Raw genomic sequence first — 24,506 nt, 5'->3', positions numbered from 1 at the left:
CTGGGGCCCGACGGCGGGTGGTGACCCGCCGTCGGGCGCCCTGCTAGACCTCTTCTACGGAACTGGGCTCTGCACGAGACAGATCGATGCCCAGTTCTTCCGCAGCCGTGAAGACTGCGTCATCAGAGTCACGCATTTCAATTGTGGTTCCGTCCGTGGAAAGCACTTCCACGTTCAGGCACAGCGACTGCATTTCCTTGATCAAGACCTTGAAGGACTCAGGAACGCCCGGCTCGGGGATGTTCTCGCCCTTGACGATGGCTTCGTAGACCTTCACACGACCGTGGATATCATCCGACTTGATCGTCAGCAGTTCCTGGAGCGTGTACGCGGCGCCGTAAGCCTCGAGCGCCCACACTTCCATTTCACCGAAGCGCTGGCCACCGAACTGTGCCTTACCACCCAGCGGCTGCTGCGTGATCATGGAGTACGGGCCGGTGGAGCGGGCGTGGATCTTGTCGTCCACCAGGTGGTGGAGCTTCAGGATGTACATGTAGCCGACCGAGATCGGATCCGGGAACGGCTCGCCGGAGCGGCCGTCGAACAGACGGGTCTTGCCCGAGGAGTTGATCAGGCGGTCGCCGTCGCGGGTGACGTTGGTGGAATCGAGCAGGCCCGTGATTTCCTCTTCACGCGCACCGTCGAAGACCGGCGTCGCCACAGTGGTCTGGCCACTCTCGCGCGGCAGGTTCGGCAGCTGCTTGACCCACTCGGGCTCGCCCTCGATCTTCCAGCCGGTCTTGGCAACCCAGCCGAGGTGCGTTTCCAGCACCTGGCCGACGTTCATACGGCCCGGAACACCCAGCGGGTTCAGGACGATATCAACGGGGGTACCGTCGGCAAGGAAGGGCATGTCCTCGATCGGGAGGATCTTGGAGATAACACCCTTGTTGCCGTGACGGCCGGCGAGCTTGTCGCCGTCGGTGATCTTGCGCTTGGCAGCCACGTAGACGCGCACCAGCTGGTTGACGCCCGGGGGCAGCTCGTCGTCGTTGTCGCGGTCGAAGACGCGGACACCGATCACGGTGCCGGACTCGCCGTGCGGCACCTTCAGGGAGGTGTCGCGCACTTCGCGGGACTTCTCACCAAAGATGGCGCGCAGCAGGCGCTCTTCCGGAGTCAGCTCGGTCTCGCCCTTGGGCGTGACCTTGCCGACCAGGATGTCGCCGGCTTCAACCTCGGCACCGATGTGGATGATGCCGCGCTCGTCCAGGCCTGCCAGGACTTCCTCAGACACGTTGGGGATGTCACGGGTGATTTCCTCGGCACCAAGCTTGGTGTCGCGGGCATCGATCTCGTGCTCCTCGATGTGGATGGAGGACAGGACGTCCTCGGCCACGATGCGCTGGGACAGGATGATGGCATCCTCGAAGTTGTGGCCTTCCCATGACATGAATGCCACGAGGAGGTTCTTACCGAGGGCGAGCTCGCCCTGGTCCGTTGCCGGGCCGTCAGCGATGATGCCGCCGACCTCCAGGCGCTGGCCTTCGTTCACCAGGACACGGTTGTTGTAGCAGTTGCCCTGGTTGGAGCGAGCGAACTTGTTGATCCGGTAGTTGGTTTCCGTACCGTCGTCGTTGAGCATGATGACGAGCTCAGCGGAGACCTCGGTGACCACACCGGCCTTCTTGGCGATGGTGACGTCACCGGCGTCGACAGCAGCGGCGCGTTCCATGCCGGTACCGACGAACGGTGCCTCGGAACGGACCAGCGGCACGGCCTGACGCTGCATGTTGGCACCCATGAGTGCACGGTTGGCATCGTCATGCTCGAGGAACGGGATCAGGGCGGTAGCCACTGACACCATCTGGCGCGGGGAAACGTCCATGAACTCGACGTCGGCGGCGGGAACCAGCACGGGCTCGCCTCCACCACCGCGGGCACGGACCAGGACGGTCTCTTCCGCGAAACGCTTGTTCTCGTCGAGCGGGGCGTTGGCCTGAGCGATCAGGACCTCGGCCTCGTCGTCGGCCGTGAGGTACTTGACCTCATCGGAGACGACACCCTCGGCAACAAGGCGGTACGGGGTCTCGATGAAACCGAACGGGTTGATGCGGCCGTAGGAAGCCAGCGAACCGATCAGACCAATGTTCGGACCTTCAGGAGTTTCGATGGGGCACATACGTCCGTAGTGGGACGGGTGCACGTCACGAACTTCCATGCCGGCACGGTCACGAGACAGACCACCCGGGCCAAGCGCGGACAGGCGGCGCTTGTGGGTCAGACCCGAGAGCGGGTTGTTCTGGTCCATGAACTGGGACAGCTGGGAAGTTCCGAAGAACTCCTTGATGGCTGCCACGACGGGACGGATGTTGATCAGGGTCTGCGGCGTGATGGCCTCGACGTCCTGAGTCGTCATGCGTTCGCGGACAACGCGCTCCATGCGGGACAGGCCGGTGCGGACCTGGTTCTCGATGAGCTCGCCGACGGCGCGGATGCGACGGTTGCCGAAGTGGTCGATGTCATCGATCTCGACGCGCAGCTCGTGGTCCTGGCCGTCGCGCTTACCCGTGAGGGTCTTCTCGCCGGCGTGCAGTGCAACCAGGAACTTGATCATGGCCACGATGTCTTCAACGTGCAGGACCGAGGCTTCCTTGTCGCCAAGGGAGCGGTCGATGCCAAGCTTGCGGTTGATCTTGTAACGGCCAACCTTGGCCAGATCGTAGCGCTTGGAGTTGAAGTACAGGTTGTCCAGCAGGGACTGGGCAGCCTCAACCGTGGGCGGCTCGCCCGGTCGCAGCTTCCGGTAGATGTCCAGCAACGCGTCTTCGCGGGTCTCGGTGGCGTCCTTCTCCAGCGTTGCGCGCATGGAGTCGTACTGGCCGAATTCCTCGAGGATCTGGCCTTCGGTCCAGCCGAGGGCCTTCAGCAGCACGGTGACGGACTGCTTGCGCTTGCGGTCAAGACGGACGCCGACCTGGTCGCGCTTGTCGATTTCGAGTTCGAACCAGGCGCCGCGCGACGGGATGATCTTCGCGGTGAAGATGTCCTTGTCGCTGGTCTTGTCGGCGGTGCGTTCAAAGTAGGCGCCCGGCGAGCGGACCAACTGGGAGACGACGACACGCTCGGTGCCGTTGACGACGAAGGTGCCCTTCTCGGTCATCAGCGGGAAGTCACCCATGAACACGGTCTGCTGCTTGATTTCGCCCGTGTTGTTGTTCATGAACTCGGCCTTGACGTACAGCGGAGCCGAGTACGTTGCGTCCCGGTCCTTGCACTCGGCCATGGTGTATTTGGGGTCAGCGAACTCCGGCTCGGAGAAGCTCAGGGACATGGTGCCCTGGAAGTCTTCGATCGGGGAGATCTCTTCGAAGATGTCGGACAGACCCGAGGAGGTGGCGACGCTGAGGTCGCCTTCTTCGACGGCCTTCGCAACGCGCGCCTGCCAGCGTTCGTTTCCGACCAGCCAGTCAAAGCTGTCGGTTTGCAGGGCGAGCAGATTCGGAACATCAAGAGGTTCGTGAATCTTTGCGAATGAGAGCCGGCGGGTTGCACCGTCGGTGCTGTCGGCATTGATAGCGGTAGCGTTGTTTACATTAGAGGTGCTCGAGGCGACCAAGAGGGATCCTTCCACAGACCTTCAGGCGTTGTCAGATCTCCCCCGTTATGTACTCTGCAGAATGACTCCGCAGCGCTACCAGTCCGGTTCCGCTATATGACCCGGGACCCGCGCTGTCCATACTGGTGCACGTTGTAGACGGCACATTGATGGAACAGCTGTCAGGCTAAGCCCACCGCTATATGAAGGCTGAAGGTAAACAGGGAAGACGCAAATATCTACGATACGGCAAAGCAACCTACTTGTCTACCCCACTTCCGGCGGGATTGCAAGCACGGAGTTCCGCCGGAGTTTTTGAGGGGATTGGCCGGAGTCTTGGCATGCTCAGCCCTAGACCGTGACTGAGACCGGCCGAATGGATAGGTGACGGGGCTCACGATAACGTAGAGATAAGTCGTCGTAGATCGGAAGAAAAGACCATGAGCAACCCCGCAAGCAACAACGATGTTGTCATCCTCGCAGCTTCCCGCACCCCCCAGGGGCGCCTGAACGGGCAGCTGGCCAGCTTCACCGCCGTCGAACTCGGCAGCCACGCCATCCGGGCCGCACTAGCCGCCAGCGGCGTCAAAGCCGACCAGGTGGACAGCGTGATCATGGGCCAGGTCCTGCAGGCCGGAGCGGGCCAGAACCCGGCGCGCCAAAGCGCCATCGGGGCCGGCATCGGCTGGAACGTTCCCACGGTGACCATCAACAAGGTCTGCCTCTCCGGCCTCACCGCAGTGATCGACGCCGCCCGGATGATCCGCAGCGGCGACGCCACGGTGGTGGTTGCCGGCGGCCAGGAGTCCATGACCCGCGCACCGCACGTGCTGCCCGGTTCCCGGCAGGGCTGGGCGTACGGCACGGTCCAGGCCCTCGACGTGGCCGCGCACGACGGCCTGACCGATGCCTTCGACGGGCAGTCCATGGGACTGTCGACCGAGACCAAGAACCTGACCCTCGGCATCGACCGGGCCTCCCAGGACGAGGTGGCGGCCCAGTCACACCAGCGCGCCGCCCGGGCCGCCAAGGACGGCGTCTTTGACGGCGAGATCGCCGCGATGAGCGTCAAGCAGCGCAAGGGCGATCCGATCGCCGTCACCGCCGACGAGGGCATTCGGCCGGACACGACAGTCGAATCGCTGGCCGGTCTGCGCGCGGCCTTCGTCACGGACGGAACCATCACCGCGGGCAACTCCTCTCCCCTGTCCGACGGCGCCGCCGCCCTGGTGTTGACCAGCCGGAAGTTCGCCGAAGACCACGGCCTCGAGTACCTCGCGGTGGTCGGCAAGCCGGGCCAGGTCGCCGGGCCGGACAATTCGCTGCACTCCCAGCCGTCCAACGCCATCAAGAACGCCTTGGACAAGGCCGGCTGGTCCGCCGCGGACCTCGACTTCATCGAAATCAACGAGGCTTTCGGCTCCGTCGCGGTGCAGTCCCTGAAGGACCTCAACTATCCGCTGGAGCAGTGCAACATCCATGGCGGGGCCATCGCCCTGGGCCACCCGATCGGGGCCTCCGGCGCCCGGCTGGCCCTGCACGCGGCCCACGAACTCAAGCGCCGGGGCACCGGCAAGGCGGCGGTGTCCCTGTGCGGCGGCGGCGGCCAGGGCGAGGCACTGCTGCTGTACCGCGACTGAGCCGGCAACCGGCCAACCGGGAGACCGGGGAGAACCGGGAACAGCCACGATGAGTCAGGAAAGGTTTGGCGGGATGGCGGAGCAGGGAACAACCGGCGGTGGCCGCGAGCGGTTCCTGGCCGACGCCGCTGCGCGCGGCCTGGACGTCGAGATCGTGGAACGCCTCGCCGCCCGCAGCCTTGAGGAGGCGGCCGGAATCCTCGGGATCCGGCCCGCGGACATCGTGAAGTCGCTCGTGGTCAAGCACAAGGACGGCAGTTTCCTGTTCGCCCTGGTCCCGGGCGACCGTCAGATCTCTTGGCCCAAGCTGCGGGCGCTGCTGGGCGTCAACAAGCTCTCGCTGCCGGCGGCGGATACCGCCTTCGAGGCCACCGGGTACGAGCGCGGGACCATCACGCCGCTCGGCAGCACCAGGCCTTGGCCGGTCTACGCCGACCAGACCATCACGGGCCGGCGGATCTCCATGGGCGCCGGGGAACATGGCTACAGCGCGTTCGTAGACGCTGACGCCCTGACGGCGGCCCTGGGCGCCGTCGTCGCCGACATCACCGAACCGAACTAGCCCGTCCGGGTTAAAAGCAACGCGGGGTCACTTCGGGTGACCCCGCGTTGCTGTTCGCCCGCGTTGTTGTTGGACCGGGATTATGCCGTGACCGTCAGTGGCGCCCCGTTGACGGTGAGCCGCCAGTTCGCCTGGCTAAACACCGCGACGTCCAGGGTGCCGCGGTCCACGACGTAGTCGATGATTCGCTGCCGGATCTCCTGCTGGCTGTTCGAGAGCACAGGAGCGCTCTTCACGGCCGGGAAGTTACCGCCGCCGCTCTGCCGGTAGTTGTTAATGGCCAAGGCAAATTCCTGCTCGGTCCGCAGTGCCTCGCCGCCGTAGCTGAGCTTGGCGATCCGGTCCCCCGCCGGCCGGGCGAGGTCGATCTCGTAGTTCAGCGGCGCGTCGAGGCCGTAGACGACGTCGTAGTTGTAGTCCGGCGTGCCGTTCGGGGCCGTGGCCGTCACGGCGTTGGTGACGTCCTGGGCCCTGGCCGTGGTGGCTGTCACCGGCTTGAAGTACTGCGCGGACCACTCCAGGTATGCTTTGACCTGCGCTCCGGTGACCTTGATGGCGAGCAGCGTGTTGTCGAAGATGTATAGCCCCGCGACATCGCGGATGGTCAGGGGTCCGGCCTTGACGTCCACAGCACGGGAGAAGGCCGCCGCGATGGACAATACGGGCAGCCCTGCCGCGGGAGTATTGGCCAGCTCGGCCTTGATGGTGCTGGCTTGGACGTAATTGATTGCGTCGATGGCGGCGGAGTCCTCCCAGCAGGCGGTGGCCGTGCTGAGCGGCGCCGTGGAGGTTCCGATGACCTCGTTGACGTAGTTCACCGTGGCCTCGTGCCCGGCCTGAACGGCCCGGACAACGGCGGGATCGGCGTCGACGGTCTTGGCGTCCAATAGGTGCGAATGCGCCGCGGTGACGGTCCATTGCCCCTTTTCCTTGGCGAGTTCGAGGTCCATCACGGAAACGCGCATGCCCCACTTGAGCGGCTCGGTCAGGAGCACCTGCTTGCCGGTGGCCTTGTTCGTCACGAAGCGCTCGGGGATCTCCAGGTGGGCGTGCCCGACCAGGATGGCGTCGATGCCCGGGACTTCCTCGGCAAGCTGGGTGGACGCGTTCTCGGGGAAAGGCAGGGCGTCGCCGTAGGAGGATCCGGGAGTCGCCCCCGAATGACTCGTGACGATCACGACGTCGGCCCCGGCGGCCAACACCAGCGGGATGACAGTCCTGGCCTCTTCGACGATGCCATTGAAATTGAGCTTGCCCTGGACGTTGTCCCGGTCCCAGAGTGCGCAGCCCGGCGTCACCAAGCCGACCAGGCCGACCGTCAGCCAGCCGCTGTCCGTCTTGATCCGCTTCAGGACGTAGGGGGTGAAGGCGCGCCCGCCCGTCACTGCGTCATGGACGTTGGCGCCCAGCAGCGGGAAGTCCAGTTGCCGCTCCCAGGTGCGCAGGAGCCCAATGCCGTAGTTGAACTCGTGGTTGCCCAGCCCCACGGCGTCGTAGCCGATCGTGTTCATGGCCAGCGCCATGGGGTGTTTCACGGTTGTCGAGATGGGGTTGATCTTGGCGAAGTAGTAGGCCAGGGGCGTGCCCTGGATGGTGTCCCCGGCGTCGATGGTCAGCGTGCTGGCCGCGCCGCGCTCGGCCCGCATGGCGTTGATCAGGGTCGCGGCCTGGGCAATCCCGATCTTGTTCCCGGCAGCGTCGGCATAAGGGACGTTCTTGAAGTAGTCCCAGTTGAAGACGTTGTTGTGCAGATCCGTGGTGCCGAGCACCGTCAGGGTGAACTGTTTCTTGCCGCTGGCACCGCCGGGTCCGGCCTGCGCCGCCGGGGCTCCGGCCAGCGCGGCGGCGGCGGCGCCCCCGCCCACGAGGGCTGCCGCAAGCATGGCGCGGCGGGAGGGGGAAGTGTTTAGGTCCGTCATTGTGGGTGAACTCCTGAACGTTGGGGGCCGGTGGGCACAAATCCAAAGTCTAGGGTCCCGCCATCAAGTGCGACAGGGGTATCAGAAAAACTTTGCCGAATCCTTGGATACCGTTCACCGGCGCGGTTTCCGCTCGGGCAGTTCGCTTTCCGAACCCGGGAACGCAGGAAACCCCGCCCACTTGAGTGGACGGGGTTTCCTTCGAGCAGTGCGGATCGCGAGGGATCCGGACGGCGAGAGTTACTTGAGGGTAACGCGGGCGCCAGCTTCTTCGAGCTGAGCCTTTGCCTTCTCGGCAGCTTCCTTGGTGGCGCCTTCGAGAACAGCCTTGGGTGCGCTGTCAACCAGGTCCTTGGCTTCCTTGAGGCCCAGGGAGGTGATGGCGCGAACTTCCTTGATCACTGCGATCTTCTTGTCGCCAGCAGCTTCGAGGATGACGTCGAAGTCAGTCTTCTCTTCAGCTTCTTCTGCAGCAGCAGCGGGGCCGGCAACGGCAACAGCAGCAGCAGTAACTTCGAAGGTCTCTTCGAAGAGCTTGACGAACTCGGAGAGCTCGATGATGGTCAGTTCCTTGAAAGCTTCAATGAGCTCTTCGTTGGTGAGCTTCGCCATGGTGTGGCGTCCTTCCTATAGTGGTGCGCGGCGGGCGTGGGGCTCGCTGTCGCACCGGAGTCTTATGGAGAAGAGGACTAGTTCTCTTCGGGGGCTGCGGCTTCAGCCGGTGCTTCGGCCTCGGCTGCTGCATCTGCTGCGGGAGCTTCTTCAGCGGCGGGTGCTTCGGCTTCTGCCGGTGCACCGTTCTCTTCTTCAAGCTTGAGGCGCAGTGCGTCGATGATGCGTACAGCAGCGGCAGCAGGAGCCTTGAGGATGCCTGCAACCTTAGCGAGCTGCAGCTCACGGGACTCGAGTGCTGCCAGGGCAGCAACTTCGCTGGCGTTCAGTGCCTTGCCCTCGAAGTAACCGGTCTTGATGACCAGCTGCTTGTTGGCCTTGGCAAAATCCGTCAGGCTCTTGGCAGCGGCAACTGCGTCACCCTTGATGAACGCGATTGCAGTGGGGCCGGCGAGCTGACCGTCGAATGCTTCGACACCAGCTTCCTTGGCTGCAATAGCGGTCAGGGTGTTCTTGACGACCGAGAACTTGGTTTCCTGGCCGAGAGAAACACGCAGCTGCTTGAGCTGTGCAACGGTGAGCCCACGGTATTCGGTCAGGACAGCGGCGTTCGATTCCTTGAAATCGTTAGTGATCTCAGCTACTGCTGAAACCTTGCTAGGCGTTGCCATAACCCTCCTTCCGGGGATAGTGCCGGTGTGTCCGGGTCCCCGCTCAAAAGAGCTAAAACTAAAAAACGCCCCGCGCAGATGCACGGGGCTTGTCTCGACGCGGTCCATGACCACGGAGCTTTGCTTCGTTCACCTGCGCCGGCCGCCCTATGTTCAGGGTCCTTCGTCCGGAAATCCACTGCGCTCTCCCGGCGCGACTGCAGAAGTGAGTCTTGCTTGGGAGAGTGGATTTCCAACAACCGACGGTCTTTGGTCCTCCAAGCTTACGGGACGCGGCGCGCGTGTTCCAAATCGGGCCCAACGGACAGGTTAGGCGGGCCGCGCCTCAGCTGACGGCCGGGCCGAAGTCGGGGAGTTCTTTCTGCCAGAGACCGGTCACGCCCGCCGTCGTGAATCCGAGCTGCTGGTTGACCTTCAGGAGGTAGCGGTTCTCTGGGGCGTTCCACGTGTACAGGACCCGGGCGTCCGGGAACTGTTCGCTGAGCCGTTCCATGTTGGCGACCTTGATCAGCAGCCCGAGTTTGTTGCCGCGGTGTTCCTGCAGCACCACGGTGTCGTCCTGGAAGACGACGTCCGGGCGCTGGGCCAGGACGCTGATGGTGGTCAGGCCCACGAGCGTTCCGCTGGCGATGTGCTCGACGGCGGTGACCACCGTCCGGCGACCCTGGGCAATGGTGACCTCCTCCGCCTCCCGGAGGATGCCGCCGTCGTACACCATTTCCTGGGCATCCGGTCCCGGCACTTCGTCCTCGCCTGCCTGGTTCTCCAGGGCGGCGACGGCCTCGAGCCACTGGTCAGGACACCGGTCGGTCCAGTGGTGCAGACGGTAGCGGCCGGCATTGGCTTCCTCGGCCTCGGCCTCAAGTTCGGCGACGAGTTTGGTGTCCAGCGGCAGCGCGCAGGAACTGAACTGCTCGATGTGCTGCAGGGTGTAGCCGGTGTGACGGGCAAATTCCACGTCGCGGCTTCCCAACGGAACAAACCCGACGCCGCTGCCGGGCACGAGCTGTTCGGCGTCCGGGTCCGTCAGGGTTGATCCCGCGTGGTTGGTGTCGATCAGGATCGTGTGGCGGCCCTCGTCGCGGGCGAAGTGCTCCGCGGCCTCGAGCAACTGCCTGCCCACGCCTTGGCGCCGGAATTCCGGCAGGATGTCGAGCGTGAATTCGGCGAGGTCGAGGTTGTCCACGAGCGGCAGGGCGATGTCCGCCGTCCCGACAATCACGCCGTCGATCTTGGCCACGAGGATCACTTGGCGTTCGTAAGGGTCCGCCATCTCAAGAAGCTTCTCCTGCGGAGCGTAGGCAAGGTCGTCGGTGCCCCAGGTCTGCATCCGGACCCTTCGCCCCACTTCGATGGCGGCGAGAAAGTCGGCGGCATCGGGCGCGTCAAGGGAGTCGGGGATCCACAGCTGCTCAATCCGTACTTCGTTTGCCATAGTGGGCATCATCCCAGCCGTTGTGCCACCCGCCATCGGTACTGCCCGGCTCAAACCGGGCTGTCAACCGCCAGCATATGCTGGTTTGGGCCGCTGTTCCATTGGTGACGCCGGGCAGTTTTCGCTCCATTCGGCGCCGGGCCGGCGCGGGCCGTCAGGTCACGGTGCCGGCACCGGCGGCGGTCCGCTGCCTGGTGCGTAGAGGGCTGGCATTGATGAGGCCGGCCTTGGCGAGCGACGGGCTTGTCCAGTCCACCCGCGGGACATGCCCAGCCCTGACTGCGAGGGATGGACATGATGCCCTGCGGCCCTTTGGTCACGGCAAAAAATGAGCATGCCCGCCAACTATGCGGGTGAAGAATGAGCATGCTCCGTCGAATTGCGTGAACCATGCCAGTTCCCGATACCAGTTCCCGGCGTCAGGTCACGGTGCCGGCACCGGCGGCGGTCCGCTGCCACTCGCCGTCGTAGCCCGCCGGCTTGAACCCCAGCGCGATGTTGATGCGGAGCATGTGATCGTTTTCGGCGGCGTTATAGGTCAGGACGCGCCGCACTGCGGGGTAGGCCTCACCCAGCAGCCGCAGGTTGCGGATCTTGATGAGCATGCCGAGCCGGTGGCCGCGGTGGCCCGCCGCGACGAGGGTGTCGTCCTGGACGGCCAGCCATGGTTTATCTGATGTTGTCTGGAGGACGGTATAGGCGGCCAGTTCACCGGTGGCCCGGTGCCGTGCCGCCACCACCAGGGCGGATTGGCCGGCCCGCCGCCAGGTGTCCTCGACGTGGCGGACCCGGGCGACGTCCCAGGTTTCCGGCTCGTAGCTCAGCGCGCCGGTGGGGGCGTCGGTGCTCATGCGCGACATCAGCACAGCGAGCTGGGCGGCAAGTTCCTCCGGGCAGGAATCGGTCCAGTGCAGCAGGTCGTACTCAACCGCCCGGGCCAGGGCGTCCCGTTCAAGGCTGTCGAGGTCCGCAGCGGGCGGGACCTCGAGCGAACTGAACCGTTCGACCTGCTCCAGGCGGTAGCCGGCCTGTTCGGCGAAGCGGACGCCCGGCGCGCCGGCTGGCAGCGCTCCGGTCCCCGTGGCGGGCTTGATGAGGAACGGGGCATCGACATCGAAGTCGGCCGGGTGCTCCGTGAAAGTCTGCAGTATTGTCCGCCCGTCGGCGGCGGCCAGAGCTTCGGTGTGCTCCAGCAGAGCCCGGCCGATCCCCCTGCCGGCGAAGGAATCCAGGACGCTCACATGCAGCAGCGCACTGCTGAGATTCTCCTGCAGTTCGCAGCGGACCCAGGAGTTGGCCACCATGCGCCCGTCGACACGGACGAAGAAGAGCCGCATCCGGGTGTAGGCAGTGTCACGCCAGTACTGAAGGCGTGCCGCCGGGGACATCGACCGGTCGAGGTCGCCCCAGGTCTGCAGGACCAGCTCATCGCAGAGTCCCATGAATTCCAGGAACTCCGCTGCCTCAGCATCAACGTCCTGCCCGTCAAGGCTTGCGGGCAGGGAGAGTTGCTCGATGAGGTACGACGGCGTAGTCACCGGGACAGCCTAACCGGCAAGTCCGGCGGCTCCAAGGGTCCGGGACGCCAACGATTTCAGGGCGCCCATGATGTCGGGCGCTGAAACGGCGAAAGGCCGCCCCGCGGTAGCGGGACGGCCTTTCGCTGGAACCTGGTGACGCCGGTGTTGCTGGCAGCTCCGAGGATCCAAGGATCCGGTGAGGACTAGACCTCGGTCAGGACCTTGGTGACGTTGGGGTCAACCGAGATGCCCGGGCCAAACGTGGTGGCGACGGTGGCCTTCTGGATGTAGCGGCCCTTGGAAGCGGACGGCTTGAGGCGAAGAACCTCTTCCAGTGCTGCCGCGTAGTTCTCGGCCAGCTTGATGGCGTCAAACGAAACCTTGCCGATGATGAAGTGCAGGTTCGAGTGCTTGTCGACGCGGAAGTCGATCTTGCCGCCCTTGATGTCGTTGACAGCCTTCGCGACGTCAGCGGTCACGGTGCCGGTCTTCGGGTTCGGCATCAGGTTACGCGGACCCAGGACCTTACCGAGGCGGCCAACCTTGCCCATGAGGTCAGGGGTGGCGACGGCGGCGTCGAAGTCGGTCCAGCCGCCGGCGATCTTTTCGATCAGGTCATCGGAACCAACGAAGTCGGCGCCGGCTGCGATTGCAGCCTCAGCCTTGTCGCCCGTTGCGAAGACGAGGACGCGGGCGGTCTTACCGGTGCCGTGGGGCAGGATAACGGTGCCGCGGACCATCTGGTCGGCCTTGCGAGGGTCAACGCCCAGGCGGAAAGCGACCTCAACGGTGGCGTCGAACTTGGACGGGTTGGTGTCCTTGGCGAGCGTCACTGCCTCGAACGGCGCGTAGAACTTCTCCGCGTCGATCTTGGCCGCGGCTGCCTCATATGCTTTGCTGCGCTTTGCCATGCTGCTTATTTCTCCTTGTGCAGTTGTGGTCTGCGGACCGCGCTGGGCCCTGCCACAGTCAGGATTCCGGCTGGTTTATCCGTGCCGGGTTCCCAACATTTCAATGTTTAGGTGGTGCCGGTTGCCCGGCGGAGAAGGCTATTAGCCTTCGACGGTGATACCCATGGAGCGGGCGGTGCCGGCGATGATCTTCGCTGCGCCTTCGAGGCTCGTGGCGTTGAGGTCTTCCATCTTGGTGGTGGCGATCTCGTTGACCTGGGCCTGGGTCAGCTTGGCAACCTTGACGGTGTGCGGGGTAGCCGAACCCTTGGCGACGCCTGCAGCCTTTTTGATGAGCTCTGCAGCCGGCGGGGTCTTGGTGATGAACGTGAAGGAACGGTCTTCGTAGACCGTGATCTCCACGGGGATAACGTTGCCGCGCTGGGCTTCCGTCGCAGCGTTGTACGCCTTGCAGAATTCCATGATGTTGACACCGTGCTGGCCAAGCGCAGGACCGATCGGCGGGGCCGGGTTAGCGGCACCTGCCTGGATCTGCAGCTTGATGAGGCCGGTGACCTTCTTCTTGGGAGCCAATGTAGGTCCTTCTCTCAAATACGTCCTGGGGCACAGGAGCGTGCCTCAGGTTGGTGGCCGCCATGGCAAGGCGGCCGGCCGCTCCGTGGCTGCTAAGCGGGCAGCCCGGGGCGAATTCTTCGTAGAACAGCTAGATCTTGCTGACCTGGTTGAATGCCAGGGTGACCGGAGTCTCGCGCTCGAAGATGGACACCAGCACCACGAGGGTCTGGGAATCGATCTTGATCTCGGAGATCGTGGCGGGGAGGGTCTCGAACGGGCCTTCCTTGACGATGACCGACTCGCCGACCTCGAAGTCGACGTCGACCTGGGCGGCGGCGTGCTTGACCGGCTTGCCCTTCTCGGCCTGCTCTTCTTCGAAAACCGGGGCGAGCATGGAGAAGACCTCATCGAGGCGCAGCGGGACCGGGTTGTGGGCATTGCCCACGAAGCCGGTGACGCCGGGGGTGTGGCGGACGGCGCCCCAGGAAGCGTCGGTCAGGTCCATGCGGACCAGGACGTAACCGGGGATGCGGACGCGGTTGATGACCTTGCGCTGAGCGTTCTTGATCTCAACGACTTCCTCCATCGGAACCTGGATTTCGAAGATGTAATCTTCCATGTCCAGGGTCTGGATGCGGGTCTCAAGGTTCGCCTTGACGCGGTTCTCGTAGCCTGCGTAGGAGTGGATGACGTACCAGTCACCCTCCTGACGGCGCAGCTTGGCCTTGAACTCGTCGGCGGGGTCGACGTCGGCCTTGGCGGCCGCCGCTGCCAGCGCGTCGGCGTCTTCAGCGCCTTCGGCGTCGGTGTCTTCAGCATCGACGGCTTCGGCAACTGCTGCCTCTGCGTCTTCTGTGGCTACGTCTTCCGTGGCTTCGGCCTCGTCAGTGACGTCGGATTCGGGCGCAGCAGACACAGCCTCGGACTCTTCCGCGGCTTCCACCGCGGCGCCCTGGCTCTTATCCAGCTCAGTCTCAGTTACCTCGAGCTCCTGCTCAGACACTTGGTCTCCTGCTTCCTCATTGCCTAACATGCCTATTTAAATGACTCAATTCCGCACACCCCGCGGAATCTCCGGTTTCCCGGGACATCCACGCAGTCTGCGGACCGGTCGCCTTAGCTGTTCGTGGGGCTGCTGCCGCCGAAGACCCAGCTGACCGCGGTCCCGAAGGCCAAGTCAAGCAGGGTGACGATCACCATCATGATGGTCACGAACACCAGCACCACGAGTGTGTAGTTGATCAGTTCTTTACGGGTCGGTGCGACGACCTTCTTCAGTTCGCCAATGACCTGGCGAATGAAGATCGCGACGCGAGCGAAGAAGCCGGGCTTGACGGCATTCTTGGCGGGGCGGCCTTTGGAGCTGCTGGCAGCTGTTTCGGTCACCTGGTCCTCACTCATCCTCGCAATGATCGGATACCCGGCTCTGAACTGAACCATGGTTGCTGCGCTTGTTCCGGATGACCCGGAACAGCATGCGCAGGGCAGACAGGACTCGAACCTGCAACCTGCGGTTTTGGAGACCGCTGCGCTACCAATTGCGCCACTACCCTTCGGGGAGAAAATTCGCTCCGGCCGACGCTTTCCTCAGGCTTCCCTGAGGCGCAGGCCATCATCGTGTTTTCAACACCGGAGAACCAGTCTACGCAACAACTGCGCCTACGTCGAACCGGCCCTCTTCCGGACCCCTGCGTGTCTTCGCAAATCCAACTGACAATCGTCAGTCATATTCGCGTTCAGGCACCCCGGGGGATCCGCTGAACAGCATAGAGTAGATTTCGTCGAATCCCACATCCAGCCTTCCAGCTGCAAGCGAAGATCGGACCCGCCCATGTCTGCTGCCCGCATTTCCCAGCGCATTTCCGCCATAGCCGAATCCGCCACTCTGGCCGTCGATGCCAAGGCGAAGGCGCTGAAGGCAGCCGGCCGGCCAGTCATTGGCTTCGGCGCCGGGGAACCCGATTTCCCGACGCCCGGCTACATTGTGCAGGCCGCCATTGAGGCCGCCAGCCAGCCGAAGTACCACCGCTACTCCCCCGCGGGCGGGCTGCCTGAGCTGAGACAGGCCATCGCGGACAAGACCTTCCGGGATTCCGGCTACAAGGCCGAGGCATCCCAGGTGCTGGTGACCAACGGCGGCAAGCAGGCCGTCTACAACACCTTCGCCACCCTCTTGGATCCGGGCGACGAGGTCATGGTTCCCACCCCGTTCTGGACCACGTACCCCGAGGCCATCCGGCTGGGCGGCGGCGTGCCGGTGGAGGTCTTCGCGGGCCCGGAGCAGGGGTATCTGGTCACCGTGGACCAGCTGGAAGCGGCCCTCACGGAGCGCACCAAGATCCTTCTCTTTGTCTCCCCCTCCAACCCGACCGGTGCCGTGTACTCGCCGGAGCAGGTCAAGGAGATCGGCCAGTGGGCAGCGTCCAAGGGCCTGTGGGTTGTCACCGACGAGATCTACGAACACCTGACCTACGACGGAGTGCCGTTCACGTCGATCGCCACCGCAGTTCCCGAGCTCGGCGACAAGGTGGTCATCCTCAACGGCGTCGCCAAGACCTATGCCATGACCGGCTGGCGCGTGGGCTGGATGATCGGGCCGACGGACGTCATCAAGGCCGCCACCAACCTGCAGTCCCACGCGACGTCGAACGTCTCCAACATCCCCCAGGTAGCCGCCCTCGCGGCCGTATCCGGGCCGTTGACCGCCGTCGATGAGATGAAGGTGGCATTTGACCGCCGCCGCAAGGCGATTGTCGCGGGCCTGAACGCGATTGACGGCGTTGACTGCCCGACGCCGAAGGGCGCCTTCTACGTGTACGCGGACGTCCGCGCGCTGCTGGGCAAGGAGTTCCCGTCTGCGAACGGTCCGGTGCGGCCGGCCACCTCTGCCGAACTCGCGGCGCTGATCCTGGACGAGGTCGAGGTCGCTGTGGTTCCCGGCGAGGCATTCGGCCCGTCCGGCTACCTGCGCCTGTCCTATGCGCTGGGCGACGACGACCTGGCCACGGGCGTCGCCCGCCTGCAGGACTTCCTCGGCAAGGCCAAGTAGAACGCTCCCTCAGCTTTCGCAGTATAAACCCGGACGCTCCCGCACCTTTTGCAGGAAAAACCCGGACGCTCCCTCACCCGTGCAGTTTCACGGATGAGGGAGCGTTCGTCGTTCGGCCACCGGAACTGACGGAGCGTTCGTCGTTCGGCCACCGGAACTGCGGGAGCGTCCGGGTTTAACGCCCCTTATGTGCGGGAGCGTCGGGCGGGCTAGAGGAGGCGGCGCTCGGCGGCCCAGCGGGTCAGCTCGTGGCGGCTGGAGAGCTGGAGCTTGCGCAGCACGGCCGAGACGTGGGTTTCGACTGTCTTGATCGAGATGAACAGTTCCTTGGCCACCTCCTTGTAGCTGTAACCGCGGGCAATGAGGCGCATCACTTCGAGCTCCCGCGCCGAGAGTTTGTCCAGCTCGTCGTCGGCGATGTCCGCGGGGGCCGTGCCGAACGCGTCCAGCACGAAGCCCGCCAGCCGGGGCGAGAAGACGGCGTCGCCGCCGGCCACGCGGCGGACGGCGCGGCTGATCTCCGCGCCGGAAATTGTTTTGGTGACGTAGCCGCGCGCGCCGGCCCGGATCACGGACACGACATCTTCCGCCGCGTCGGAGACGCTTAGCGCCAGGAACCGCGTGGTGGCCAGCAGCGGCGCCGAGCCAGCCAGGACCTCGCGTCCGCCACCACCCCGGCCGCCGGGCAGGTGGACGTCTAGGAGCACGACGTCCGGGCGCTGGGCTGCGATGACCGCGATTGCGTCCTCCACGGTTCCGGCTTCCCCCGCGACGACGATGTCCGGGTCCAGATCCGCCTTCAACCCGGAGCGGAAGATGGCGTGGTCGTCCACGATCACCACCCGAACCGGCGTGGGGCTTCCTGGTGCTGGGTTTCTTGGTGCTGGGTTTCCTGGTGCTGGGCTGGTCACGGCTTGGCCTCTCCGTTGGCGTTGTTGGCGGCAGCCGCGGCATTTCCGGCAGAGGCGGCGGCGACGGGCAGCCGGAGCCGCACTTCGGTGCCGCCCGGGCTGCTGATGATGGCGGCCGTGCCGCCGTGGCGGTTCATCCGGCCGATGATCGATTCCCGGACTCCGAGCCGGTCCGGGGGAACCGAATCCGGGTCGAAGCCCGGTCCCCGGTCCTTGACGAAAACTTCTGCGGCGGCATCGGTGACTTCCAGATACACGGACACGGCACTGCCGCCATGCCGGGCGGCATTGAGCATGGCCTCGCGGGCTGCCTGGACGAGGGCCTCGTGGCGTTGGGTCATGACGCAGTCCCCCACGCTGACCACTTCGACCGCGTGGCCCAGGGCGTCCTCGACCTCTGCCGCGGCTGCCTTGATGCTTTCGGACAGCTGGCCGGCTTCCTTGTCGGCGTCCCGGTACAGCCAGCCCCGCAGTTCGCGCTCCTGCGCGCGGGCCAGCCGGATGACGTCGTGCTCGTTGCCGGCACGGCGCTGGATCAGGGCGAGGGTCTGCAGCACGGAGTCATGGAGGTGGGCGGCAATCTCGGCCCGCTCAGTGGCGCGCACCCTCCCCGCGCGCTCGGTTTCCAGGTCGCGCCAGAACTTCAGCCCCCATGGCAGCAGCACCAGGGCCACGCCGCCGAGCACGGCCACCGAGGCCAGGAGGGCCAGCCAGGTCTGTTCCCAGGATCCCGAGCCGGACACCATGACTAGGACGCCGGCCACGACGAGGGCGAGCCCGGCCGCGAGGCGCGCCCAGCCGCCGGCCTGGTCCGCCTTGGTCCTGTCCACCAGCCCCGCCCGGCGGGTCTCGTCCAGTTGCATCCAGGCGATCGCGGCACCGCCCAGGATCGCCGCAACCGGAATCAGGGTACCCAGCGGCACGTCTACGCCGAGGAGCCGGGCGATCAAGATCCCGGCGGCCAGCAACAGCCCTGCGCCCAGCAGGATCTCCTTGCCGAAGGGCATGCCCGGCACCTTGGACCACCAGGACCCCGGCGTTGGGGACCCGGGCGCGTCAAGGGTTCCGGGGGTTCCGGGGGTTCCGGGGTCCGCCGGGGTACCGGGCACTCCGAGGGCGCCGGAAAACCCGGGAGCGCTTACTGCCGGCGCGATGGGCGACGCCGGGCGGCGGGCATTGCGCCGGGCGCTTTCATCCGCCGTGGGGACCATGATCCAGAGCCAGGCGTAGAAGGCCACGCCGGCGCCGCCCGCGAGCGCAGCCACCACCATGCCGATCCGGACCATGCGCACCGGCCAGCCCAGGTGGTTGGCGAGGCCTGCGCAAACGCCGGCAATCACGCGATCGCTGCTGCGAACCAGCGGCGGGCGGACGGGCGCGGTTGTCATGCATCAATCCAAGCACGGATCGGGGTTCCCCGGACGCGTTTGGGGGCCCAACCGGGGGCCACTCAGGGACCGTTCAGGGTGTTCCCCAGTAGAGCCCGGCCCCGCGAACAGGAAGGATCGAAGTATGAACCCGCACAGTCCACACCCCGATGAAGGCCCGGCCTCCGCAGACCGACCGGCCACGGAACGACCACACCCAGAACTTCCAGCCGCGCCAGGTCTTGACACGGAACGTCCAGTCGCAGAAGGTCCGGACACAGGCCAGCCCACCGCCCCTCCGGCCGGCTCCGGGCCCGGCAGCCCGCCGCCGACGGAGCCGCCGCCGCTTTACCCACCCGGCGACCCGAATGGACCAGTGCCCGGCCGGCAAACCCAGAATTTCTTCGACTGGATCCGCAGCCAGGGCATCTACCGTGGACGCGACCGCTGGATCGGCGGCGTGGCCAGCGGCATAGCTCACCGGCTCGGCGTCGACCCCCTGATCATTCGCGGCGTCCTGATCGTCCTGACCCTCTTCGCCGGAATTGGCGTTCTCGCCTACGGTCTCGCCTGGGCACTGCTGCCCGAACCTGACGGCCGCATTCACGTCCAGGAGGCCGCGGCAGGGCGGTGGACGGCGGGCATGACCGGCGCTCTCATCAGCTCGGTTATCGGTTTCCCCAGCCTGGGCACGGGCGTCTGGGGCTGGGACCGCGGCTTTGGCGGCTTCGTCTGGACCGTCTTCTGGGTGGGCGGCGCCATCTACCTCGTCTACTACCTGACCCAACGCAATAAGATCCGGAACGGGGCCACTCCCATGCCATCGCGTTACGAGTCCAGCAGCCCGGCCGGCGCCGCGGCATTTGCGGGTAGCTCCCGCGCCGGCGCCGGGCAGCAATCCGCCGGCAGCTTCCCGCTGGGCGGCGGCCCGGCCTATGGCCCTCCCGTCGACGGTTCCGGAGCCTCCGGTGCCGGACCGGCCTGGGGTCCGCCGCCGCCGTCCGGCCCCATCCCGCCCGGCCCTGTCCCCCCGGGCGGCTATGGCCCGGGGTCCGGGGCCACCCCGCCCCCTCCCGCCGCGCCGCGCAACGTTGGCCCGGGCACTCCGGCTGTCGCCATTACCGTAGGCTCCGCCCTCCTGGTGGGCGGCGGCATCAAGGCCCTCGACGCGGCCAACGTGATCGATCTCGGCGACGCCGGCAACGCGCTGGTCTGGGCCTTCGGCGCGGCCATCCTGGGTCTCGGGATCCTGTCCGCAGGGTTGCGGGGCCGGACCTCCGGAATCCTGGGCTTCTTCGCGGTCGTCGCGCTGCTGATCGGCGCAATCTTCAGCGTGGTCCCGCACGGGGACCGGTTCCGCTTCCAGAACGCCGATTGGACGCCGTCGAGCATTGAACAGGCCCGCGGCGGCTTCGAGATCACCGGCGGCGCCGGAACCGTGGACCTGACCAAGCTGGCGCTGAATCCGCCCCTGGGCTCCGACGTCGTTGTTCCGATCGACGCGACGGCCAGCAACCTCACCGTCGTCATCCCCGCCACCGTCCCCGTACAGGTCCAGGCGGACATGACCATGGGGAACCTCCACGACGGCAACCAGGACCGCGGCGGCATCACCAAGCAGCAAAGCGACTACAACACCTCAAAGCCGGGTGCCCCGCTGGTCCTGAAGATCTCCGGAACCGTCAGCAACGTGACCATCAAGGAAGGCAACTGACATGAGCAGCTATGACGACTCGCGGCCGGCCGCCGCCGGGCAGGACCCGGAGGCGGGTTCCCCCGCCCGGGTGGGCACAGTGGTCTGGGGACTGACAGTGGTGGCACTGGCCGCGCTGATCATCATTTCCGGGCTCGGCATCGTGGCCCTCAACGGCACCTATGTCCTGATCGGCCTGATGATCGGGGCCGGGGCCGCCCTGATAGTGGGCGGCCTGGTCGCGGCGCGCAGGCGTGACAATACGTCAACGACAGGGAAGTCTTGAGCCATGGATAAATTCTTCGACACCATCCGGGGCTTCGGCCTGAAACGTGGTCCGCAGCGCTGGCTTGGCGGCGTCTGCGGCGGAATTGCCGCCAAACTGAAGGTTGATGTGGCTTATGTCAGGATCGCCTACCTGCTCCTGAGCCTGCTCCCCGGGCCGGCGTTCGTGTTCTACCTCGCGGCGTGGCTGCTCCTCCCGGACCAGCGCAACGCAATCGTCCTCGAAAGCTTCCTCTCGAAGCGGTCCTCCCGGCCCTGAAGTCGATCACAGGCCGCCGCTCACAGGCCGTCCCGGCCCCGCGGCAACCGGCGCCCGGTAGCTGCACCGCACCACGAAAGGGTGCCCCCGCCACCATGGCAGGGGCACCCTTTTGTAACCGTTTGTGTCCTGGCCCACACGCGCCACTAGACTCTAGGTGAGCTCAGCGTGGCGCTCTGCCTGTACCCCTTCAAACCAGGATTTGAGCCAACATATGAAAATTGGAATCCTCACCAGCGGCGGAGACTGCCCCGGCCTGAACGCCGTCATCCGAGGCGCCGTCCTCAAGGGAATCGCGGTCCACGGCCAGCAGTTCGTAGGATTCAAGGATGGCTGGCGCGGCGTCGTAGAGGGCGACATCGTGGAGATTCCCCGCACCATGGTCCGCGGCATCGCCAAGCAGGGCGGCACCATCCTCGGCACGTCCCGCACCAACCCGTTTGAGAACGGCGGCGGTCCCGAGGTCATCAAAGCCAACATGGACCGGCTCGGGATCGACGCCATCATCGCCATCGGCGGCGAAGGCACCCTGGCCGCCGCCAAGCGGCTCACCGACGCCGGCCTCAAGATCGTGGGCGTGCCCAAGACGGTCGACAACGATCTCGACGCCACGGACTACACGTTCGGCTTCGACACCGCCGTGGAAATCGCCACCGAGGCAATCGACCGGCTGCGCACCACCGGAGAGTCCCACCACCGCTGCATGATTGCGGAAGTCATGGGACGGCATGTGGGCTGGATCGCCCTGCACGCCGGCATGGCCTCGGGCGCCCACGCTATCCTGATTCCGGAGCAGAAGGCCTCCATGGAACAGATCGCCGAGTGGGTTATCTCCGCCCATGACCGTGGCCGCGCCCCGCTGCTCGTCGTGGCCGAGGGGTTCGTGCCCGAAGGTCAGGAGTCCCCGCATTCGGAGCGCGGCCTCGACACGTTTGGCCGCCCCCGCCTCGGCGGGATCGCCGAAATGCTGGCGCCCGAGCTGGAGGCACGCACCGGCATCGAGACCCGCGCGACGGTCCTTGGCCACATCCAGCGCGGTGGCGTCCCGACGGCGTTCGACCGCGTCCTGGCCACCCGCCTGGGCATGGCGGCCATCGATTCAGTGGTGGAGAAGCGCTGGGGCACGATGGTCTCGCTGCACGGCACGGATATTGTGCACGTCGGTTTCGACGCCGCGCTCGGCAACCTCAAGTCCGTACCGCAGAGCCGCTATGACGAGGCCGCGGTCCTCTTCGGCTAAAGGCCGGCCAGCGGTGGGTAGGGTTGATTCATGACTCTTGAGCCCGGTTCCGCTGAAATTGTCCAGCTTGCATGGGCGCGTCGCTTGGGGTTCGACGACGGCGCCTTCGCGGCCGCCGCCGGCGTCCGGCTCACCCGCGCGGATGAGACTGCTCGGTCGGTGCAGTTCGTCCGCCTGTTCGGCAACTCAGCCCTGGTTGGCCCGCAATGGGCGCTGGACGCCGCCGACGGTCTCGCCGATGAGGAACTTGCCCAGCACGTGACGCTGCTGACCATCACCCGCGGGCACGGCGGCCACGGGCTGGGCGCCGCCGCACTCTTCTTCGCCGACGACCTCCCGCTGCAGCAGCCTTCCGAGGAGCTGACCGTCTCGCACGGGAACCCGGAAGCGGTCGAACTGGAGACGTTCTGCCCGCCCGATGACATCAATGAGGTGGGCCTCGCCGACCTCGAACACCGCTTCACTGTTCTGCATCTGGAAGACGAGCGGCGGACGCCCGTGGCCTGCGGGGCCTACGCCGAATGGGAAGGGCTCCTGGCCCATCTGGGCGTGCTGGTTGCGCCCGAATGGCGGCGCCGCGGTCTGGGCAAGCTGGCCGCCTCGATAGCCGCCCACGAGGCCCTCGCCGCCGGGCTGACGCTGCAGTGGCGTTCAGAGGTCAGCAACAAGGGCTCACTGGCGCTGGCCCGGAGCCTGGGCTTCTCCGCGGGCGGCATCCACACCAGCGTGCTGCTGGGCTGATCCGGATGCCGCCAGGCTAGCCGCGCTCTGCGGCGGCCTTGTCCGTCTCCGCGCCGGCAGCTACTGCAGGGCCCGGCTCACCCCAGCCCTGGACCGGCTTGGGCTTGGCGAAGAACAGCGCCACGGCAGCACCGAGCAGAATGACCGCCGCCGGCAGCAGGATGGATTGGCCCATCGCCGTCGAGAACCCCTCTTGGAGTGCCTCGGGCAGGGCGCCGCCGAAGCCCATCGGGCTGGCGTCTGCGCCCGCTCCGGGCCGGGCGGGGAGCTCGGCCGCCAGCCGCGCCTGGATGAGGACGGCGATGGCGGCGCTGCCGAGCACGGCGCCGATCTGGCGGGTGGTGTTGTAGACGCCCGAGCCGGCTCCGGCCTGCCGCGGCGGCAGGTTGCGCGTGACGGTGGAGCTCAACGGCGCCCAAATGCCCGCATTGGCGAAGCCCAGCACTGCGCTCGGCAGCAGGAACAGCCAGATGGCGGTGTCCGGGTGCATGAGCAGGGCATTCCAGAACAGCGCCACGGACATCAGGACCAGGCCGGTCGCGGTGATGAATTTCGGGTTGACCTTGTCGATGATCCGGCCGACCACGGGTGCGAGGCCGCCCGAGATCAGCGCCATCGGCACCATCATGAGCGCAGACTGGGTCGGCGTCAGACCGCGGACGATCTGGTAGTAGAAGATCAGCGGCAGGCTGAACGCCGTGACGGTGAAGCCCACGGTGGTGATCGCAATGTTTGCGAGCGAGAAGTTCCGGTCCTTGAAAAGGGACAGCGGCAGCAGCGGTTCACCCTTGTTGAACTTCTGCCACAGGACGAAGACAACCAGCACCGCGATGCCGCTGATGATCAGGCCCCAGACGGTGATGGGACCGGCGATGGTGCCCCAGTCGTACTTCGCGCCCTCCTGGATGCCGAACACCAGAAGGAAGAGGCCGAGAGCGCTAAGGAGCACGCCGGGAATATCGAACTTGTGCGGGTGGGTGGTCAGCGAGGGGACGAAACGCTGAGCGAGGATGAAGCCGACAATCCCGACGGGGACGTTGATGAAGAAGATCCATTCCCAGCCGAGGCCATCCACAAGGACGCCTCCGAGGATCGGGCCGACCAAGGTGGCGACGCCGGCCGTGGCACCCCAGATGCCCATGGCTGCCCCGCGGCGGTCCGGGGGGAAGATCCGGGTAATGACGGCCATGGTCTGCGGCGTCATCATGGCCGCGCCGAGGCCCTGGACGACGCGGGCCCCAATGAGGGTCTGGACGTCGCCGGAGAGGCCGCACCACAGCGATGCCATGGTGAAGACGACGAGTCCGGAGAGGTAGAGCTTCTTCGGTCCGAAGCGGTCGCCGAGCCGGCCCGTGATGAGCAGCGGCACGGCATAGGCGAGCAGGTAGGCGCTGGTCACCCAGATAACCGAGTTGATGTCAGTGTTGAGGCCCTCCATGATGCTCGGGTTGGCCACCGAGACGATGGTGGTGTCGATCAGGATCATGAAGAAGCCGATCACCAGGGACCAGAGTGCCGGCCATGGCCGGGCTACGTTTTCCATGGGGTTCCTTAGGGGCTGGTGTGAAAGTTGGACGGGCTAAGTGTTAGGGCGGCCG

Annotated in this window: 21 protein-coding genes and 1 tRNA gene; 8 read left to right on the top strand and 14 right to left on the bottom strand. The window is 65.8% G+C overall.

Going from position 1 to position 24,506, the window contains the following annotated elements:
* Positions 1 to 43: 43 nt before the first annotated feature.
* On the bottom strand, positions 44 to 3,559 hold the full coding sequence (gene rpoB / locus BLS42_RS01390) for a DNA-directed RNA polymerase subunit beta (protein ID WP_090575285.1): 3,516 nt from the start codon (positions 3,557 to 3,559) through the stop codon (positions 44 to 46).
* Between the two features lie 419 nt (positions 3,560 to 3,978).
* On the opposite strand from rpoB, the gene BLS42_RS01385 reads away from it, so the two are divergent.
* Together BLS42_RS01385 and BLS42_RS01380 are read left to right on the top strand one after the other, a co-directional pair.
* Positions 3,979 to 5,178 (top strand): acetyl-CoA C-acetyltransferase, encoded by a 1,200-nt coding sequence (locus tag BLS42_RS01385; protein WP_090575282.1) that lies wholly within the window; start codon positions 3,979 to 3,981, stop codon positions 5,176 to 5,178.
* Between the two features lie 73 nt (positions 5,179 to 5,251).
* Positions 5,252 to 5,740: an aminoacyl-tRNA deacylase gene (locus BLS42_RS01380; RefSeq protein WP_090575276.1), complete on the top strand. Its 489-nt coding sequence runs from the start codon at positions 5,252 to 5,254 to the stop codon at positions 5,738 to 5,740.
* Positions 5,741 to 5,820: 80 nt separating this feature from the next.
* On the opposite strand, the gene BLS42_RS01375 is transcribed toward BLS42_RS01380, so the two are convergent.
* From BLS42_RS01375 to BLS42_RS01330, 10 genes are all read right to left on the bottom strand, one after another.
* A complete protein-coding gene (locus BLS42_RS01375) occupies positions 5,821 to 7,659 on the bottom strand; it encodes a bifunctional metallophosphatase/5'-nucleotidase (RefSeq protein ID WP_090575273.1) in 1,839 nt (612 codons plus the stop codon).
* Between the two features lie 240 nt (positions 7,660 to 7,899).
* Positions 7,900 to 8,271: a 50S ribosomal protein L7/L12 gene (gene rplL, locus BLS42_RS01370; RefSeq protein WP_028276543.1), complete on the bottom strand. Its 372-nt coding sequence runs from the start codon at positions 8,269 to 8,271 to the stop codon at positions 7,900 to 7,902.
* A gap of 77 nt (positions 8,272 to 8,348) precedes the next feature.
* Positions 8,349 to 8,942, bottom strand: a complete 594-nt coding sequence (rplJ, locus tag BLS42_RS01365; RefSeq protein WP_090575270.1) for a 50S ribosomal protein L10 — start codon at positions 8,940 to 8,942, stop codon at positions 8,349 to 8,351.
* Positions 8,943 to 9,267: 325 nt separating this feature from the next.
* Positions 9,268 to 10,377, bottom strand: a complete 1,110-nt coding sequence (locus tag BLS42_RS01360) for a GNAT family N-acetyltransferase (RefSeq protein WP_090575267.1) — start codon at positions 10,375 to 10,377, stop codon at positions 9,268 to 9,270.
* A gap of 419 nt (positions 10,378 to 10,796) precedes the next feature.
* Positions 10,797 to 11,915, bottom strand: coding sequence for a GNAT family N-acetyltransferase (locus BLS42_RS01355; RefSeq protein WP_090575264.1), 1,119 nt, complete (start codon positions 11,913 to 11,915; stop codon positions 10,797 to 10,799).
* A gap of 185 nt (positions 11,916 to 12,100) precedes the next feature.
* Positions 12,101 to 12,808, bottom strand: a complete 708-nt coding sequence (gene rplA, locus BLS42_RS01350; RefSeq protein ID WP_090575261.1) for a 50S ribosomal protein L1 — start codon at positions 12,806 to 12,808, stop codon at positions 12,101 to 12,103.
* Positions 12,809 to 12,949: 141 nt separating this feature from the next.
* Positions 12,950 to 13,381: a 50S ribosomal protein L11 gene (gene rplK, locus BLS42_RS01345; RefSeq protein WP_018773647.1), complete on the bottom strand. Its 432-nt coding sequence runs from the start codon at positions 13,379 to 13,381 to the stop codon at positions 12,950 to 12,952.
* Positions 13,382 to 13,511: 130 nt separating this feature from the next.
* A complete protein-coding gene (gene nusG / locus BLS42_RS01340; RefSeq protein ID WP_090575258.1) occupies positions 13,512 to 14,366 on the bottom strand; it encodes a transcription termination/antitermination protein NusG in 855 nt (284 codons plus the stop codon).
* Positions 14,367 to 14,479: 113 nt separating this feature from the next.
* Positions 14,480 to 14,764: a preprotein translocase subunit SecE gene (secE, locus tag BLS42_RS01335; protein WP_090576042.1), complete on the bottom strand. Its 285-nt coding sequence runs from the start codon at positions 14,762 to 14,764 to the stop codon at positions 14,480 to 14,482.
* A gap of 79 nt (positions 14,765 to 14,843) precedes the next feature.
* Positions 14,844 to 14,916 (bottom strand) — tRNA-Trp (locus tag BLS42_RS01330).
* Positions 14,917 to 15,194: 278 nt separating this feature from the next.
* On the opposite strand from BLS42_RS01330, the gene BLS42_RS01325 reads away from it, so the two are divergent.
* On the top strand, positions 15,195 to 16,412 hold the full coding sequence (locus BLS42_RS01325; RefSeq protein ID WP_090575255.1) for a pyridoxal phosphate-dependent aminotransferase: 1,218 nt from the start codon (positions 15,195 to 15,197) through the stop codon (positions 16,410 to 16,412).
* A 209-nt stretch (positions 16,413 to 16,621) separates the two neighbouring features.
* Here BLS42_RS01325 and BLS42_RS01320 read toward each other — a convergent pair whose 3' ends face one another.
* Entirely contained in the window at positions 16,622 to 17,254 is a 633-nt protein-coding gene (locus tag BLS42_RS01320; protein ID WP_090575252.1) for a LuxR C-terminal-related transcriptional regulator, read from the bottom strand.
* 65 nt (positions 17,255 to 17,319) lie between these two features.
* A complete protein-coding gene (locus tag BLS42_RS01315; protein WP_090575249.1) occupies positions 17,320 to 18,711 on the bottom strand; it encodes an ATP-binding protein in 1,392 nt (463 codons plus the stop codon).
* A gap of 124 nt (positions 18,712 to 18,835) precedes the next feature.
* Here BLS42_RS01315 and BLS42_RS01310 point away from each other — a divergent pair, with 124 nt between their 5' ends.
* From BLS42_RS01310 to BLS42_RS01290, 5 genes are all read left to right on the top strand, one after another.
* Positions 18,836 to 20,404, top strand: coding sequence for a PspC domain-containing protein (locus tag BLS42_RS01310; RefSeq protein ID WP_090575246.1), 1,569 nt, complete (start codon positions 18,836 to 18,838; stop codon positions 20,402 to 20,404).
* A gap of 1 nt (position 20,405) precedes the next feature.
* Positions 20,406 to 20,669, top strand: a complete 264-nt coding sequence (locus tag BLS42_RS01305) for a hypothetical protein (protein WP_090575243.1) — start codon at positions 20,406 to 20,408, stop codon at positions 20,667 to 20,669.
* Between the two features lie 3 nt (positions 20,670 to 20,672).
* Entirely contained in the window at positions 20,673 to 20,927 is a 255-nt protein-coding gene (locus tag BLS42_RS01300; RefSeq protein ID WP_090575240.1) for a PspC domain-containing protein, read from the top strand.
* A gap of 214 nt (positions 20,928 to 21,141) precedes the next feature.
* Positions 21,142 to 22,167 (top strand): 6-phosphofructokinase, encoded by a 1,026-nt coding sequence (locus BLS42_RS01295; protein WP_090575237.1) that lies wholly within the window; start codon positions 21,142 to 21,144, stop codon positions 22,165 to 22,167.
* Positions 22,168 to 22,197: 30 nt separating this feature from the next.
* On the top strand, positions 22,198 to 22,908 hold the full coding sequence (locus BLS42_RS01290; protein WP_090575233.1) for a GNAT family N-acetyltransferase: 711 nt from the start codon (positions 22,198 to 22,200) through the stop codon (positions 22,906 to 22,908).
* 16 nt (positions 22,909 to 22,924) lie between these two features.
* On the opposite strand, the gene BLS42_RS01285 is transcribed toward BLS42_RS01290, so the two are convergent.
* Positions 22,925 to 24,451 carry an MFS transporter gene (locus BLS42_RS01285; protein WP_090575230.1) on the bottom strand — a complete coding sequence of 509 codons (1,527 nt, stop codon included), beginning with the start codon at positions 24,449 to 24,451 and terminating at the stop codon, positions 22,925 to 22,927.
* Positions 24,452 to 24,506: the final 55 nt, after the last annotated feature.

The organism is Arthrobacter sp. ov407 (assembly GCF_900102895.1).
Lineage (GTDB): Bacteria > Actinomycetota > Actinomycetes > Actinomycetales > Micrococcaceae > Arthrobacter.
This window is presented reverse-complemented; position numbering and strand designations above follow the sequence as displayed.

Excerpts from the sequence above, each read along its gene's own strand:
- BLS42_RS01385 (WP_090575282.1), top strand. The coding sequence starts at position 3,979 with ATGAGCAACCCCGCAAGCAACAACGATGTTGTCATCCTCGCAGCTTCC.
- BLS42_RS01380 (WP_090575276.1), top strand. The coding sequence starts at position 5,252 with ATGGCGGAGCAGGGAACAACCGGCGGTGGCCGCGAGCGGTTCCTGGCC.
- BLS42_RS01375 (WP_090575273.1), bottom strand. The coding sequence starts at position 7,659 with ATGACGGACCTAAACACTTCCCCCTCCCGCCGCGCCATGCTTGCGGCA.
- rplL (WP_028276543.1), bottom strand. The coding sequence starts at position 8,271 with ATGGCGAAGCTCACCAACGAAGAGCTCATTGAAGCTTTCAAGGAACTG.
- rplJ (WP_090575270.1), bottom strand. The coding sequence starts at position 8,942 with ATGGCAACGCCTAGCAAGGTTTCAGCAGTAGCTGAGATCACTAACGAT.
- BLS42_RS01360 (WP_090575267.1), bottom strand. The coding sequence starts at position 10,377 with ATGGCAAACGAAGTACGGATTGAGCAGCTGTGGATCCCCGACTCCCTT.
- rplA (WP_090575261.1), bottom strand. The coding sequence starts at position 12,808 with ATGGCAAAGCGCAGCAAAGCATATGAGGCAGCCGCGGCCAAGATCGAC.
- secE (WP_090576042.1), bottom strand. The coding sequence starts at position 14,764 with ATGAGTGAGGACCAGGTGACCGAAACAGCTGCCAGCAGCTCCAAAGGC.
- BLS42_RS01325 (WP_090575255.1), top strand. The coding sequence starts at position 15,195 with ATGTCTGCTGCCCGCATTTCCCAGCGCATTTCCGCCATAGCCGAATCC.
- BLS42_RS01315 (WP_090575249.1), bottom strand. The coding sequence starts at position 18,711 with ATGACAACCGCGCCCGTCCGCCCGCCGCTGGTTCGCAGCAGCGATCGC.
- BLS42_RS01310 (WP_090575246.1), top strand. The coding sequence starts at position 18,836 with ATGAACCCGCACAGTCCACACCCCGATGAAGGCCCGGCCTCCGCAGAC.
- BLS42_RS01305 (WP_090575243.1), top strand. The coding sequence starts at position 20,406 with ATGAGCAGCTATGACGACTCGCGGCCGGCCGCCGCCGGGCAGGACCCG.
- BLS42_RS01300 (WP_090575240.1), top strand. The coding sequence starts at position 20,673 with ATGGATAAATTCTTCGACACCATCCGGGGCTTCGGCCTGAAACGTGGT.
- BLS42_RS01295 (WP_090575237.1), top strand. The coding sequence starts at position 21,142 with ATGAAAATTGGAATCCTCACCAGCGGCGGAGACTGCCCCGGCCTGAAC.
- BLS42_RS01290 (WP_090575233.1), top strand. The coding sequence starts at position 22,198 with ATGACTCTTGAGCCCGGTTCCGCTGAAATTGTCCAGCTTGCATGGGCG.
- BLS42_RS01285 (WP_090575230.1), bottom strand. The coding sequence starts at position 24,451 with ATGGAAAACGTAGCCCGGCCATGGCCGGCACTCTGGTCCCTGGTGATC.